The following is a 13642-nucleotide window of genomic DNA, read 5'->3' on the forward strand; positions in this document are numbered from 1 at the left end:
CCCGCGACCTCCGGCGTGACAGGCCGGCACTCTAACCAACTGAGCTACACCCGCGCGTTGCTTCGTATTTCGAAAGCCGGGCGTACCTATTGGCGGGGCCGGGCGCTGTCAAGAAGCATCTGCCGGATTTTACCGCAAGTGACGCGGAACTGCGAAGCACTTTGAAAAAAGCGGTGAAAACGCATAAATTTTGCCCCGCATGTCACACACGCCGAGCCTGTCTCGTCATGTCTGCAAGCGCGCATGGAGCGCGCCGCCAAGGAGAACGGACATGACTGCCCGACTGAACAACGCACACAGCTATGCCCCCGAAGCCGTGAAGGCCATGATGGCGCTCGAAGAGAGCTTCAAGGCCAGCGGCCTTGAGCAGAGCCTTATGGAACTGGTGCGCCTGCGCGCTTCGCAGATCAACGGCTGCGCCTTCTGCATCCACATGCATTCCACCGACCTGCGCCGCGCGGGCGAGGACGAGATGCGGCTCTACATGCTGAATGCGTGGCGCGAATCGACGCTCTACACCCCCCGCGAGCGCGCTGCGCTCGGCTGGACGGAAGCGCTGACCCGGCTTTCCGAAACCGGCGCGCCCGACGCCGACTACGCGCCGGTGAAGGCGGAATTCAGCGAGGCCGAGCAGGTAAACCTCACGCTGCTCATCGGCTCCATCAACACATGGAACCGCCTGCAGGTCGGCTTCCGCGCCCCGCACCCGGCGCTCCGCCGTGACGCAGCCTGAAAACACGGCCCTGTTCGAGGCGCAGCGCCCCCGGCTGCTGCGCCTCGCCTACCGGATGCTCGGCTCGGTCGCGGAGGCCGAAGATGTGGTGCAGGACGCCTGGCTGCGTTGGTCCGAAGCGTCGGGCATCGACTCGCCGCCCGCGTGGCTGACACGCGTCGTCACGCGCCTCTGCCTCGACCGTATGAAGTCGGCGCGGGCACGGCGCGAAACCTATTTCGGGACATGGCTCCCCGAACCCCTGCTAGAAGTCGAATCCGAATCCATCGCCGATGATGTCACGCTCACGCTGATGCTCGCGCTTGAGCGCCTCTCACCATTGGAACGGGCCGCCTTCCTGCTCCACGACGTGTTCGAGGTCAGCCTCGGCGACGTCGCGGCGACGCTCGGCCGCGATGCGGCTGCGGTGCGCCAGCTTGCCGTGCGCGCCCGGCGGCACGTGCAGGAGTCGAAATCGCGCTATACGGTCGAGGACGGCGAGGCCGAACGCATCGCGCAAGCCTTCTTCACTGCGGCGCGCGATGGCGACACGGCCGCGCTGCAGGCGATGCTCGCCGAGAACGTCGTGATCCATGCGGACGGCGGCGGGCGCGTCCTTGCCTTCCGCAACCCGATCCGCGGCATCGCGCGTGTGCTCCGGCTCTATGCGAGCCTGTTCCGCAAGTTCGGCGGCGCCGCAACCTTGCTGCGTACGCTGCGCATCGACGGCCTTCCGGGCTTCGTCAGCCTCGATCGCGGCGACGTGCTACAGACGACCGCGCTCGCGATCGAGGACGGCCGCATCAGCGCGATCTATATCGTGCGCAATCCCGACAAGCTCGGCCACGTCGTGCAGGCGCTGCCCGTAAATTGAAGCCTCAGCGCGGCTTTACCGCGAACGCCTGGATCTCCACCTTCGCGCGGTCCTCGACGAGCGCCGCGACCTGCACCAGCGCCATCGCCGGGAAGTTCTTGCCCATGGTGTCGCGGTAGGCGGCGCCCACGCCCTTCAGATTGGCGAGATACTCGGCCTTGTCGGTCACGTACCACGTCATCGAGGTCACGTGCTCCGGCCCTGCCCCGCCCGCCTTCAGAACCGCCACGATGTTTTCCAGCGTCTGCCGCGTCTGCGCCGCGAAATCGTCCGTCTCGAACTCTGCGTTCGCGTTCCAGCCGATCTGGCCGCCCACGAAGATCAAAGTACCTTCGGCGGCGACACCGTTCGCGTAGCCGACCGGCTTCACCCAGCCTTCGGGCTGCAGGGTTTCAAACATTCTCGCTCTCCAGATGCTGTTCGAGGGCCGCGCGCAGGTCGTCCGGCCAGGGACGTGCGCGGTGGGTATCGGTGTCGGTGGCAACGACGCGCTGCTCGGCGGACCAGAGCAGCGTGCCGCGACACGTGATGCGGTGCAGGAAATCCAGCGAGCTTCCGCCCACGCGTTTCACGCCCACTTCGAATTCAAGCACGTCGCCATGTACGCCCGGATAGCTGAACGTGATGTCCAGCCGCACGGTCGGCACGGAGATGCGGCGCTCGCCCATCATCACCGGCCACGGCGAGCCGATGGAGGTGAAGAACTCCTCCATCACCCCGACAAGCAGGTTGAGATAGGACGGGAAGTAAGCGATCCCCGAAGGGTCGCAGTCCCCGAACCGCAAGGGCCGAACCGTCGTGAACGCCATGACGGGCCGCCTAGTTCGCGAAGGCCGCGATGCCGGTGATCGCGCGGCCGATGATGAGCGCGTGGACGTCGTGCGTGCCCTCGTAGGTGTTCACCACCTCAAGGTTCACGAGATGCCGCGCGACGCCGAACTCGTCGGAAATGCCGTTGCCGCCCAGCATGTCGCGCGCGGTGCGGGCGATATCGAGCGCCTTGCCGCAGCTGTTGCGCTTCAGGATCGAGGTCAGCTCGACAGGCGGGTGCCCCTCGTCCTTCATGCGGCCAAGCCGCAGGCAGCCCTGGAAGCCGAGCGAAATGTCGGTCACCATGTCGGCAAGCTTCTTCTGGATGAGCTGGTTCGCCGCGAGCGGACGCCCGAATTGCTTGCGGTCCATCGTATATTGCCGCGCCGTCTTGTAGCACGATTCCGCTGCCCCCAGCGCACCCCACGCAATGCCGAACCGCGCCGAGTTAAGGCAGGTGAATGGCCCCTTCAGGCCGCGCACCTCGGGGAACATCGCCTCTTCAGGCACGAACACCTCGTCCATCAGGATCTGGCCGGTGATCGAGGCGCGCAGGCCCACCTTGCCGTGGATCGCAGGGGCCGAAAGCCCTTCCATGCCCTTTTCGAGCACGAAGCCGCGGATCGCGCCGTCGTCCGTCTTCGCCCACACGACGAACACGTCGGCGATCGGCGCGTTGGTGATCCACGTCTTGGCGCCCGAAAGGCGGTATCCGCCGGGCACGCTCTTCGCGCGCGTCGCCATCGACCCGGGGTCGGAGCCGTGGTCCGGCTCGGTGAGACCGAAGCAGCCGATCCATTCGCCGCGCGCGAGCTTCGGCAGATACTTCTGCTTCTGCGCGTCCGAACCGAACGTCTCGATCGGCACCATCACCAGCGAAGACTGCACGCTCATCATCGAACGATAGCCGCTGTCGATCGCCTCGACCTCGCGCGCGATGAGGCCATAAGCGACATAGCCGAAGCCCGCGCCGCCATACTCGGGCGAGATCGTCGCGCCGAGCAGACCAAGCTCGCCCATCTCGCGGAAGATCGCCGGATCGGTCTTCTCGTGCCGGAAGGCTTCGACGACGCGCGGCGCCAGCCGGTCCTCGGCATAGCGGCGCGCGGTTGCGGAGATCATCTGCTCTTCTTCGGTGAGCTGCTGCTCAAGGCCGAAGGGGTCAAAGGGATCGAAGATTGCCAAGGTCGTGCTCCACTAGAGTTCGGTGCGTACTTTCCAGAGTTCCGGGAACAATTCCACCTCAAGCATCTTGCGGAGGTAGGACACACCCGAGGTGCCCCCCGTGCCGCGCTTGAGGCCGATGACGCGTTCCACGGTCGTTACGTGGTTGAAGCGCCAGCGGCGGAAATAATCTTCGAAATCGACGAGTTTCTCGGCGAGTTCGTAAAGCGCCCAGTGTTTCTCCGGCGCGCGGTAGACGATCTTCCAGGCTTCAACGACATCCTGGCTCTCGGCGCGCGGGCTCGCCCAGTCGGTGCGCTCTGCATCCGCCTTGCCGATCGGGATGCCGCTGCGCTGGAGGAGGAGCAGCGCCTCGTCGTAAAGACTCGGTTTTGCGAGGATGTCCTCGAGCTGCGCCAGGATCTCGGGCCGGTGCGCGTGCGGTTTCAGCATTGCGGCGTTGCGGTTGCCGGCGAGGAATTCGATCGCCCGGTACTGGTAGGACTGGAAACCCGAAGACTGGCCGAGTGAATCCCGAAACTCGGTGTATTCGCTCGGTGTCATCGTCCGCAGCACGTCCCATGCGCTGTTCAGCTGCTCAAAGATGCGCGCCACGCGCGTCAGCATCTTGAAGGCGTTCGAAACGCGGCCTTCGCGCACCGCCTCCATCGCAGCGCGCACCTCGTGGATCGCAAGCTTCATCCAAAGCTCCGACGTCTGATGCTGGATGATGAACAGCATCTCGTCGTGCGCGGTCGAAAGCGGCTTCTGCGCGTTCAGGATCGGATCGAGCGACAGATAGTCGCTGTAGGACATACGTTCCCGGAACGACATCTGCGCGCCGTCTTTGGCCGGGTCATAGGGTTGCTGGCTGGTCAAGTGACAAGTCCTCTTCTGTGATATTCGGGTTTGTCCCAGCTCCTTTTGCTCAGCACGTCCTCCATGATGGAGACCGCGCCGAGTACCTCCTCCTCGCCGATATAGAGCGGCGTGAAACCGAACCGCAGCGCATCGGGCGCGCGGAAATCGCCGATAAGCCCACGCGCGATCAGCGCCTGCATGATCGCGTAGCCCTGCGGGTGACGGAACGACACCTGGCTACCGCGCACCGCGCCGTCGCGCGGCGAGGCCAGCACGAGGTCAGGACAGCGCGCCTCGACCTCGCGAATGAACAGCTCGGAGAGTTCGACCGACTTGCGGCGCACGTCCGCCATGTCGACGCCTTCCCAAGCGTCGAGCGCGGCGTCGAGGACCGCAAGCGCGATGATTGGCGGCGTGCCGACCCGCATCCGCTCGATGCCACTGCCGGGGCGATAATCCTGGTCGAATGCGAACGGCGCCTCGTGGCCCATCCAGCCGGAAAGCGCAGGGCGCGCCGCGTCCGCATGTTCCGCCGCCACGTAGATGAAGGCGGGCGCGCCGGGTCCGCCGTTCAGATACTTGTAAGTGCAGCCGACCGCGAAGTCCGCGCCCGCACGTTTCAGATCGACAGGAATCGCCCCCGCCGAGTGCGCGAGGTCCCAGATTACCAGAGCGCCAACGGCGTGCGCCTTGGCGATCAGCTTCGCCATGTCGTGCTTCCGACCCGTGCGGTAGTCGACCTCGGTGATCATCAGCGCAGCGACGCTTTCGTCGATCGCGGCTTCCACGGCTTCAGGGTCCACGACCTTCAGTTCATGCCCCCGCCCTAGCGACGCGATAAGGCCCTGCGCCATGTAAAGGTCGGTCGGGAAATTGCCGTTATCCGACACGATCACGCGCCGGTCGGGGCGCATTTCGAGCGCGGAGGCGAGCGCCTGATAGACCTTGATCGAAAGCGTATCGCCCATCACGACGCTGCCTTCGGGCGCGCCGATCAGCCGCGCGATACGGTCGCCCACTTTGCGCGGCTGCACCATCCATCCGGCGGTGTTCCAGCCCTTGATAAGCTCGCCACCCCATTCCTCTTCGATCACCTTCGCCGCGCGCGCCTTCGCGGCGATCGGCAGCGGACCCAGAGAATTGCCGTCGAGATAGATGATGCCGTCGGGGATATGGAACTTCGCGCGCGTTGCGCTGAAATCGGTCATTTTTGTCTCTATGCCTTCAATCGGAAGCGCTGGATCTTGCCGCTCTCGGTTTTGGGAAGCGCGTCCGTGAACCGCACCGAGCGCGGGTATTTGTAAGGCGCGATCGTCGCCTTCACGTGGTCCTGCAAGGCCTTCACAACATCGTCGTCGGGCGCGAGGCCCTCCACCAGCACGACATGCGCCTCGACGATCTGCCCGCGCGCCTCATCGGCAACGCCGATCACCGCACATTCGAGCACGTGCGGATGCTTGAGCAGTGCGGCTTCCACCTCCGGCCCGGCGATATTGTAGCCCGCCGAGATGATCATGTCGTCCGACCGCGCCGCGAAGTGGAAGCGGCCTTCCGCATCCTGCGTGAAGGAGTCGCCGGTGAGGTTCCAGCCGTCTTTGACGTACTTCTTCTGCCGCGTGTCGGCGAGGTAGCGGCAGCCTACGGGGCCGCGCACGGCAAGCCGTCCGATTTCGCCGCGTGGCAGTTCGTTCATGTCCTCGTCGACGATCTTCGCTTCATAGCCGGTGAGCGGCCGCCCTGTGCAGGCGGGGTGCATGTCATCCAGGCGATTGGAGATGAAGATATGCAGCAGCTCGGTCGCGCCGATGCCGTCGAGGATGGGCTTGCCGGTCTTGCGCACCCAGTCCTCGAACACCGGCGCGGGCAGCGTTTCGCCCGCAGACACGGCAATGCGCAGCGAGGAGAGGTCCGCGCCCTCGTCGAACGCTGCGAGCATCATCCGGTAGGCCGTCGGCGCGGTGAAACTGATCGTCGCCTTATAGGTCTCGATGATCTCGATCATGCTTTGCGGGGAGGCATGTTCGAGCAGCGTCGCCGCGGCGCCGAAACGCAGCGGGAAGATCGCGAGCCCGCCAAGGCCGAAGGTGAACGCGAGCGGCGGCGAACCCACGAAAATGTCGTCCGGTCGCACGCCGAGCACTTCCTTCGCATAGGCGTCCGCGATGATCAGAAGATCGCGGTGGAAGTGCATCGTCGCCTTGGGCTCGCCCGTGGTGCCCGAGGTGAAGCCCAGCAGGGCAACGTCGTCGCGTCCCGTGTTCACCGCCTCGAATGTTACGGACTTGCCAAGCGCGACGCGATCAAGTTCCGCATCGTGGTTGGCGGTGCCGTCGAAACCGACGACCGCTTTCAGGAAGCGGCTGTCCTTCGCGCACAGCACCATCTCGTCCATCAGGCGCGTGTCGCAGAGCGCGAGGCTGATCTCGGCCTTGTCGACGATCTTCGAAAGCTCGCCCGCGCGCAGCATCGGCATGGTGTTGACGACAACTGCGCCCGCCTTCGTCGCGGCGAGCCAGCACGCGACCATCGCGGGGTTGTTCGCCGAACGGATGAGCACGCGGTGGCCTGGCTTGATGCCGTAGTCTTCGACAAGCGCGTGCGCGATGCGGTTCGACCAGTCGGTCAGTTCCTTGTAGGTGCGGCGGCGCCCGTTGCCGATCAGCGCGGTGTGATCGCCGAAACCCTTGACGACCATCGCGTCCGTGAGTTCGACGCCGGCATTCAGGTAATCGGGGTATTCGAAGCCGTCGAGCAGCAGGTCCGGCCATTCCGCGAACGGTGGCAGATTATCCCGCGTAAACGTATCGACATGGGCAGACGGCCCCAAAATCATGCTCCCGCTCCCATCACCTGACGCGCAATCACCACCTTCTGTACGTCCGATGCGCCTTCGTAGATGCGAAGCGCCCGGATCTCCCGGTACAGGCTTTCGACGATGTGGCCGTGGCGCACGCCGTCCCCGCCATGAAGCTGTACCGCTTTGTCGATCACGGATTGCGCGCGGTCGGTGGCGTAGAGTTTCGCCATCGCCGCTTCGCGCGTCACGCGCGGTGCGCCCATGTCCTTGGTCCACGCGGCGCGGTAGACGAGGAGCGCGGCCGCATCCACGTCGAGCGCCATGTCCGCAATGTGGCCCTGCACCATCTGAAGGTCGAACAGCGGCGCACCGAAGAGTGTGCGCTCGCCCGTCCGCTTGATGCTCTCTTCCAGCGCACGCCGCGCGAAGCCGAGCGCGGCCGCGCCCACGGTCGAGCGGAACACGTCGAGCACCGACATGGCGATACGGAAGCCTTCGCCGGGTTTCCCGATGAGCGCTGACGCAGGCACGCGCACGTCATTGAAGCGCAGCCGCGCGAGCGGGTGCGGCGCGATCACGTCGATGCGCTCGGCGATTTCCAGCCCCGGCGTATCCGCCGCGACGACGAAAGCCGAAATGCCCTTGGCACCGGGCGCTTCGCCCGTCCGCGCGAACACCGTGTAGACGTCGGCAATGCCGCCGTTCGAAATCCACGTCTTTTCGCCTGAAAGCACATAGTCGTCGCCGTCACGCAGCGCCGCCATGTCCATGTTGGCGACGTCCGAGCCCGAGCGCGGCTCTGAAAGCGCGAACGCGGAAATCGCCTTGCCCGCCCGCGTCTTCCGCAGCCATTCGCGGTGTCCGGCATCGCCGAACAGGCTGATCGTCCCGGTGCCTAGGCCCTGCATCGCAAAGGCGAAGTCGGCCAGCCCGTCATGCCGCGCCAGCGTCTCGCGCGTGATGCACAGCGTGCGCACGTCGAGCGGCGCAGGCGTATCGCTATCCACCGCCGTCGCCAGCAGCCAGCCGCCTGCGCCCAACATGTCCACAAGACGGCGGCACGCCGCGTCTGTGTCGCTGTGGTCGATCGGCAAATTCTCCCGGCACCAAGCCTCCAGCTGCTCGGCGTAGTCGCGATGCCGGTCCTCGAAGAACGGCCAATCCAGAAAGCTGCGGTCCGCCATCAGTCGCCCTCGAATACCGGAGTCTGCTTCGCCACGAACGCCTTGTAAGCCCGTTCGAAGTCTCGCGTCTGCATACAGATGGCCTGCGCCTGCGCCTCGGCCTCGATCGCCTGGTCGAGGCTCATCGACCATTCGTGGTTGAGCTGCGTCTTGGTAATCCCATGCGCAAAGGTCGGCCCGGAAACGATGCGCCGCGCGATCTCCAGCGCATCCGCCTCCAGCGTCTCCGCCGCCACCAGCCGGTTGTAATAGCCCCAGCGCTCGCCTTCCTCGGCGCTCATCGTGCGCCCCGTGTAAAGCAGCTCCGCCGCACGCCCCTGCCCGATGATGCGCGGCAGGATCGCACACGCGCCCATGTCGCATCCAGCAAGGCCGACACGCGTGAACAGGAACGCCGTCTTCGCCTGCGGCGTGGCGATGCGGATGTCCGACGCCATGGTGATGATCGCGCCCGCGCCCACCGCGACACCATCCACCGCCGCGATGATCGGCTTGCCGCAGTGGATCATCGCCTTCACGAGATCGCCGGTCATGCGCGTGAAGGCGAGCAGCTGCTTCATGTCCATCGCGACCAGCGGCCCGATGATGTCGTGCACGTCGCCGCCCGAGCAGAAATTGCCGCCGTTGGGGAGGAAGGCTACCGCGTCAACGTCATCGGCATAGACGAGCGCGCGGAACGTATCGCGCAGCTCGGCATAGGACTCGAAGGTCAGCGGGTTCTTGCGCTCAGGCCGGTCGAGCCGGACGCGCGCGATGCGGTCCTCGACCTCCCAGAGGAAATGCTCCGGCTTCAATCCTGCCATCTGCGTCAATGTCCGCCCTCCCACTTGCTCTGGAATGTTCTGAGTGTGCCCGCAAGGTGCGCGGCCTCTTCGGGGTCGATGTCGGCGAGGAGCGCGTCGATCCAGCGTTCATGCGCGGCGGCCATCGCCTTGAACTGTGTGGCACCCGCCTCCGTCAGCTTGACGATGAAGGCGCGGCGGTCGCCGTCGCGTGCGGTGCGGGCGACCAATCCATCCGATACCAGGCGGTCGACGATGCCGGTGACGTTGCCGTTGGAGACGAGCAGGAAACGCGACAGCTCGCTCATCATCATGCCACCGGGCTGGCGGTCAAGCGCCGCCATGACGTCAAAGCGCGGCAGTGTCGTATCGAACTCCGCCTTCAGCCGTTCGCGCATTTCCGCCTCGATCAGGCGTGTCGCGCGGAGCAGGCGCAGCCAGAGGCGGACGCGCTCCTTCCCGTCTCCAGCCGTGAGCGGCGCGCTTACCATGTCTCGCCGCCCGAAACGGAAATGGCCTGGCCGGTGACGGACGCCGCGCCTTCGCTCGCGAGCCACAGCACGGTGGCCGCGATCTCGTCCGGCGTTATGAAACGGCCTTGCGGGTTCGTGGCGGCAAGGCTGGCACGCGCGTCTTCGCGGCTGCGGCCCGTGGTCGACATGATGCGCTCGATCGACTCTTCGAGGAGATCGGTCTCCGTGAAGCCGGGACATACGGCGTTGACCGTGACACCCGATTTCGCCGTCTCCGCCGCGAGCGCGCGCATCAGCCCGACGACGCCATGCTTCGCCGCTACATAGGGCGCGACATAGGCATAGCCCTTGAGACCCGCCGTGGAGGCGATGAAGATGATCCGCCCGGCGCGGCGTTTCACCATCGGCGCGATGGCAGGCTGCACGGTGAGGAACGCGCCCGTGAGATTCACGGCGAGTGCTGCCTGCCAATCCGCCTGCGTCACCTTGTGCGCGGGGGCGCTTTCAGCCGCGCCGGCGTTCGCAACGACGATGTCGAACGGGCCGTGCGCCGCGTGGAGCGCGCGCATCGCGTCTTCGTCGGTCACATCGGCCTGCACGGCGCTTATGCGTTCGTTCTCCTGCGCCACCGTTTCCAGTGGCGCGAGGCGGCGGCCGCAGATCGTGACGTCAACACCAGCCTGCGCAAGCGCAAGTGCGATGGCCCGGCCCGCGCCGGTGCCACCACCCGTGACGAGAGCGCTTTGCCCTGCGATCATACCTTGCCCGTCATCTGCTCAGGCCCGCGCTCGGCGAGACGGAACGCCTGATCGCGCCCGGGGAGATAGGGCTTCGGCCATTCCGTCTGCTTGTCGCCGAGCGTCGCCGCCGCGTGCAGCGTCCAGTAGGGATCGGAAAGATGCGGGCGTGCGAGGCAGACGAGATCGGCGCGGCCCGCCATGAGGATCGAGTTGGCGTGGTCGGGCTCGTAGATGTTACCCACAGTCATCGTCGCCATGCCGGTCTCGTTGCGGATACGGTCAGAGAACGGCGTCTGGAACATGCGGCCGTAGACAGGCTTCGCGCGCACCGACGTCTGCCCGGCAGAGACGTCGCAGATATCGACGCCCGCGTCCTTCAGGATTTCGGCGATCTGCACGGCTTCTTCCGGCGTCACACCTTCGTCGCCGACCCAGTCGTTCGCGGAGATACGCACAGAGATCGGCTTTTCTTCCGGCCACACGGCACGGACGGCGCGGAACACCTCCAGCGGATAGCGCATTCGGTTTTCAAGGCTGCCGCCGTATTCGTCCTCGCGCCGGTTGGTGAGCGGGCTGATGAACGACGAGAGCAGATAGCCGTGCGCGGCGTGTATCTCGACCATGTCAAAGCCGGCGCGGTCCGCCATTTCGGCCGCCGCAACGAACTCGTCGCGGACCCGATCCATATCGGCACTGTCCATGGCCTTCGGCACCGTGTTGCGCTCCGACCACGGCACGGCAGAAGCGGCAAGCAGCGGCCAGTTGTCCGCGGGGAGCGGTGCATCCATCTCTTCCCAGCCGACCCGCGTTGAACCCTTTGGGCCGGAGTGGCCGAGCTGCGCGCAGATCTTCGCGTGAGTTTCGGCATGAACGAAATCGACGAGCCGCTTCCACGCCGCCTCGTGCTCGGGCGCGTAAAAGCCTGGGCAGCCGGGCGTGATGCGGCCCTCGGGGCTGACGCAGGTCATCTCGATGAACACAAGGCCGGCACCGCCCTTGGCGCGCTCGGCATAGTGCACAAAGTGCCAGTCGGTGGGGCAGCCATCGACCGCCTTATACTGCGCCATCGGCGAGACGACGATACGGTTCTGCAGCGTCATGCCGCGCAGGCTCAAAGGCGCGAACATCGGCGCTCGGCGCACGTTTCCAGCGCCCGCTTGCTGCTGGAACCAGATCTCCGCACTATCGAGCCACGCGCGATCACGCAGGCGCAGATTCTCGTGGGAGATGCGCTGCGAGCGTGTGAGCAGCGAATAGTTGAACTGCACGGGATCGAGATCGAGGTAGCGCTCCACCTCCTCGAACCATTCCATCGAGTTGCGCGCTGCCGATTGCAGGCGCAACACCTCGACACGGCGCGCGTCCTCATACTTCTGGAAGGCCGCCGCCAGCGTCGGTTCGCTGTGGATATAGTCCGCGAGCGCCACGGCGCTTTCCATCGCGAGCTTGCTGCCCGAACCGATCGAGAAGTGCGCGGTTGCCGCCGCGTCGCCGAGCAGCGCGACGTTCTGGTAGGACCAGCGCTCGCAGAGCACGCGCGGGAAGTTGATCCACGCCGAACCGCGCACATGCGCCGCGTTCGACATCAACGAATGCCCGCCGAGGTGCTTTGCAAAGATGCGCTCGCACGTCGCGATCGACTCTTCCTTCGTCATCTCGCCGAAGCCGAAGGCCGCCCACGTGTCTTCGGTGCACTCGACGATGAACGTCGCGGTATCGGCATCGAACTGGTAGGCGTGCGCCCACACCCAGCCGTGTTCGGTCTTTTCAAAGATGAAGGTGAACGCGTCGTCGAACTTCTGGTGCGTGCCGAGCCAGACGAACTTGCATTTGCGCACGTCGATGTTCGGCTGGAAATGGTCGGCGAACTCGGTGCGCGTGCGGGAGTTGAGCCCGTCCGCGGCAACGACGAGGTCGTACTTGTCCATGTAGGCCTGCGTCGGCTCGGCCTCGGTTTCGAAGCGGATTTCGACGCCGAGCTCCAGAGCGCGCGCCTGGAGCAGCAGCAGGAGTTGCTTGCGTCCGATACCGCAGAAGCCGTGACCGGTCGAAACCGTGCGCACGCCCTTGTGGACGACGGCGATGTCGTCCCAATAGGCGAAATGCTCGCGGATTGCGGCAGCGCTGACGGGATCGTTCGCGGCGAGGTTGTCGAGCGTCTCGTCGGAAAGCACGACGCCCCAGCCGAACGTGTCATCCGGTCGATTGCGTTCGATCACCGTGATGCGATGCGCCGGATCGCGCAGCTTCATGCTGATCGCGAAATAAAGCCCCGCGGGTCCGCCGCCGAGTATAGCCACATCCATCGGATGACCTCCCTTGTCGATGAGTCGGAGGCTGACATGGCGACTTCATTATTTCAAGCCTAAAGTTTCAGGGTTGAAATATTTTTTGGGTCGCGCATTGTGCGCAAACCTGAACAGGAGTGGACATGATCACCGACTGGGATGACGCTTACGCCAACGCCGCGCACATCGTGGGCGGCGATCGCTGGCCGGACGCATGGGTCGAACCCTCCCGGCGCTGGCGCGACGCGTGCGGCGCGCGCGCGATTCTGGACCTTTCCTATGGCGACGCGGCCCGCAATCGCTACGACCTGTTCCTGCCCGAGGGCACGCCGCGCGGCCTCGCTGTCTTCATCCACGGGGGCTATTGGCTCGCACTCGACAAGAGCTACTGGTCGCACCTGTCGCGGGGGCCGCTCGCGCGCGGTTTCGCCGTGGCGATGCCGTCCTACACACTCTGTCCGGACAACCACATCGGCGGCATCACGCGCGAAGTCGGCGCCGCGATCGCTGCAGCCGCGGCGCGCATAAGCGGCCCGATCTTCATCACCGGCCACTCGGCGGGTGGACATCTGGCCGCGCGCATGGCCTCAGCCTCCTCGCCGCTGCTGCCAGAGATTGCAGCACGCGTCGCCCATACCGTGCCGATCTCGGCGCTCGCCGACCTGCGGCCGCTGATGCGAACGGAAATGAACGATACGCTCCACATCGACGATGCGGAGGCTGCCGCCGAAAGCCCTGCCCTGCTCGCTCCGCTCCCCGGCGCGCGCGTCACCTGCTGGGTCGGCGCGGAGGAACGCCCCGAGTTCCGGCGCCAGTCGGCGCTTCTCGCCAACATCTGGACCGGGCTCGGCGCCGCCACGGCGCTCGTGGAGGAAGCGGGTCGCCACCACTTCAACATCATCGACGGTCTCGAAGACCCCGATCACCTGCTGACACGCACGCTGCTCTGCGAATAGC

General features: G+C 65.5%; 14 protein-coding genes. 3 read left to right on the forward strand and 11 right to left on the reverse strand.

The window, feature by feature from the left end; all coding sequences use genetic code 11:
* The first annotated feature begins 271 nt into the window (after nt 1-271).
* Nucleotides 272-733 (forward strand): carboxymuconolactone decarboxylase family protein, encoded by a 462-nt coding sequence (locus tag AAC014_RS03090; RefSeq protein WP_339703992.1) that lies wholly within the window; start codon nt 272-274, stop codon nt 731-733.
* Nucleotides 720-1586 (forward strand): sigma-70 family RNA polymerase sigma factor, encoded by an 867-nt coding sequence (locus AAC014_RS03095; protein ID WP_339703994.1) that lies wholly within the window; start codon nt 720-722, stop codon nt 1584-1586. Before AAC014_RS03090 ends, AAC014_RS03095 begins: the two co-directional genes overlap by 14 nt.
* A gap of 4 nt (nt 1587-1590) precedes the next feature.
* Here the strand turns inward: AAC014_RS03095 and AAC014_RS03100 are convergent, their stop codons facing one another.
* Genes AAC014_RS03100 through AAC014_RS03150 form a run of 11 tightly spaced genes read right to left on the reverse strand, consistent with a single transcriptional unit; the run spans nt 1591 to nt 12703 of the window.
* Nucleotides 1591-1986 carry a RidA family protein gene (locus AAC014_RS03100; protein ID WP_339703996.1) on the reverse strand — a complete coding sequence of 132 codons (396 nt, stop codon included), beginning with the start codon at nt 1984-1986 and terminating at the stop codon, nt 1591-1593.
* The gene (locus AAC014_RS03105) at nt 1979-2395 is read right to left on the reverse strand and encodes a thioesterase family protein (RefSeq protein WP_339703998.1); all 417 of its coding nucleotides are present in this window, start codon (nt 2393-2395) and stop codon (nt 1979-1981) included. The genes AAC014_RS03100 and AAC014_RS03105 overlap by 8 nt, the downstream gene beginning before the upstream one ends.
* Before the next feature lie 10 nt (nt 2396-2405).
* Nucleotides 2406-3581, reverse strand: coding sequence for an acyl-CoA dehydrogenase (locus AAC014_RS03110; RefSeq protein WP_339704000.1), 1176 nt, complete (start codon nt 3579-3581; stop codon nt 2406-2408).
* A 12-nt stretch (nt 3582-3593) separates the two neighbouring features.
* The gene (gene kynA / locus AAC014_RS03115; RefSeq protein WP_339704002.1) at nt 3594-4439 is read right to left on the reverse strand and encodes a tryptophan 2,3-dioxygenase; all 846 of its coding nucleotides are present in this window, start codon (nt 4437-4439) and stop codon (nt 3594-3596) included.
* Nucleotides 4436-5629 carry a kynureninase gene (gene kynU, locus AAC014_RS03120; protein WP_339704004.1) on the reverse strand — a complete coding sequence of 398 codons (1194 nt, stop codon included), beginning with the start codon at nt 5627-5629 and terminating at the stop codon, nt 4436-4438. Before kynU ends, kynA begins: the two co-directional genes overlap by 4 nt.
* Before the next feature lie 8 nt (nt 5630-5637).
* Nucleotides 5638-7254 (reverse strand): AMP-binding protein, encoded by a 1617-nt coding sequence (locus AAC014_RS03125; RefSeq protein WP_339704006.1) that lies wholly within the window; start codon nt 7252-7254, stop codon nt 5638-5640.
* Nucleotides 7251-8402 (reverse strand): acyl-CoA dehydrogenase family protein, encoded by a 1152-nt coding sequence (locus AAC014_RS03130; RefSeq protein ID WP_339704008.1) that lies wholly within the window; start codon nt 8400-8402, stop codon nt 7251-7253. Before AAC014_RS03130 ends, AAC014_RS03125 begins: the two co-directional genes overlap by 4 nt.
* Nucleotides 8402-9205 (reverse strand): enoyl-CoA hydratase family protein, encoded by an 804-nt coding sequence (locus AAC014_RS03135; RefSeq protein ID WP_339705325.1) that lies wholly within the window; start codon nt 9203-9205, stop codon nt 8402-8404. The genes AAC014_RS03130 and AAC014_RS03135 overlap by 1 nt, the downstream gene beginning before the upstream one ends.
* 5 nt (nt 9206-9210) lie before the next feature.
* Nucleotides 9211-9675, reverse strand: coding sequence for a MarR family transcriptional regulator (locus AAC014_RS03140; protein WP_339704010.1), 465 nt, complete (start codon nt 9673-9675; stop codon nt 9211-9213).
* On the reverse strand, nt 9669-10415 hold the full coding sequence (locus tag AAC014_RS03145) for an SDR family NAD(P)-dependent oxidoreductase (RefSeq protein ID WP_339704012.1): 747 nt from the start codon (nt 10413-10415) through the stop codon (nt 9669-9671). The genes AAC014_RS03140 and AAC014_RS03145 overlap by 7 nt, the downstream gene beginning before the upstream one ends.
* Complete coding sequence (locus AAC014_RS03150; protein WP_339704014.1) at nt 10412-12703, reverse strand: bifunctional salicylyl-CoA 5-hydroxylase/oxidoreductase; 2292 nt, start codon at nt 12701-12703, stop codon at nt 10412-10414. The genes AAC014_RS03145 and AAC014_RS03150 overlap by 4 nt, the downstream gene beginning before the upstream one ends.
* A 125-nt stretch (nt 12704-12828) precedes the next feature.
* Here AAC014_RS03150 and AAC014_RS03155 point away from each other — a divergent pair, with 125 nt between their 5' ends.
* Complete coding sequence (locus AAC014_RS03155) at nt 12829-13641, forward strand: alpha/beta hydrolase (RefSeq protein ID WP_339704016.1); 813 nt, start codon at nt 12829-12831, stop codon at nt 13639-13641.
* The last annotated feature ends 1 nt before the right edge of the window (nt 13642 follow it).

Origin of the sequence: uncultured Sphingosinicella sp. (genome assembly GCF_963974575.1) — a bacterium.
Lineage (GTDB): Bacteria > Pseudomonadota > Alphaproteobacteria > Sphingomonadales > Sphingomonadaceae > Sphingosinicella.